This is a genomic window from Streptomyces swartbergensis, assembly GCF_002148965.1.
Classification (GTDB): domain Bacteria; phylum Actinomycetota; class Actinomycetes; order Streptomycetales; family Streptomycetaceae; genus Streptomyces; species Streptomyces swartbergensis.
In genome coordinates, this window is record NZ_NGFN01000762.1 from 1 (window position 1) to 914 (window position 914).

At 62.4% G+C, this 914-nt stretch carries 1 protein-coding gene; it reads right to left on the bottom strand.

The window, feature by feature from the left end; translation table 11 throughout:
• On the bottom strand, positions 1 to 449 hold a 449-nt coding region (locus CA983_RS44175; RefSeq protein ID WP_143645877.1), incomplete at its 3' end, for a hypothetical protein.
• Positions 450 to 914 lie beyond the last annotated feature (465 nt).

Sequence of the window (914 nt, forward strand, 5' to 3'; positions counted from 1 at the left end):
TCCTGGCACTGTGCGGCAGCCCGCTCCAGCTCGGCATTGATGGCGTCATGGCCGACCAGGGTAAGGAACTCCGGGTTCCGATCGGAGCCGGTGACCGCCTCGGCGTAGGCCACCTGGTACTTCGCGAAATCGGCGCGGAGTTGGAACGCCTCGCGCTCCAGGCTCTCAATCTGACGGTCCAGCGGGGCGAGAAGTCTCGATGCCGCATGGCGCGGAGTGGAGACGCTGAAGGTCTCACCGTCTTGCTGGACCGGAACTAACAGGTTGTAGCGGCACAGCTTCTCGACGGCGGCGGCTGTGCGCTCCCTGTGCCACCCGAGCGATTCGCTCAGGCTGCTCAGGCGCACCTCTTTCTGGCACGCCGCCAGAGAATACACCCGCTTCGGATCCGCATCATTGTCTGACTGCGGGTCAGCACTCTTTACCTCTTTTAGTTTTGTCCTGCTCACACTAGCCCCCCTTCGCGCTGACGCGCGCAAGCAGATCAGTCCATCGTGAACGATGGACTGATCATTGTCTCTAGACGGGGATGTTGCGGATGACGGGCCTGGCCATACCACAGGGTCCGCGCTATACCCCCCAGAACTTTCGTCAGTCACGCCCACCGCATTCAGTCACTCCCGAATTTGGCACGCGGAGAGTAAGCGTATGGACCCTGCACACACTGCGGCAGTACGGTTTGAGACACAGTTCAAGCCAGGCAATTGTAAGGTCGTGGTGATCTCTCGGCGGTGGACGATGCTGGTCGGGTGGGCAACTGCACCGGACACGGGCAGGAGAACATGGCCGCTCTCCGCAGCTTCGCCATCAACCAACTCCGCACCGTCGGCCACACCAACACCGCCGCCGGACTCCGCACCACAACCCTCCGCCCCTACGAGCGGCCACCTGGCTCTCCTAGGCCTCAATTGACC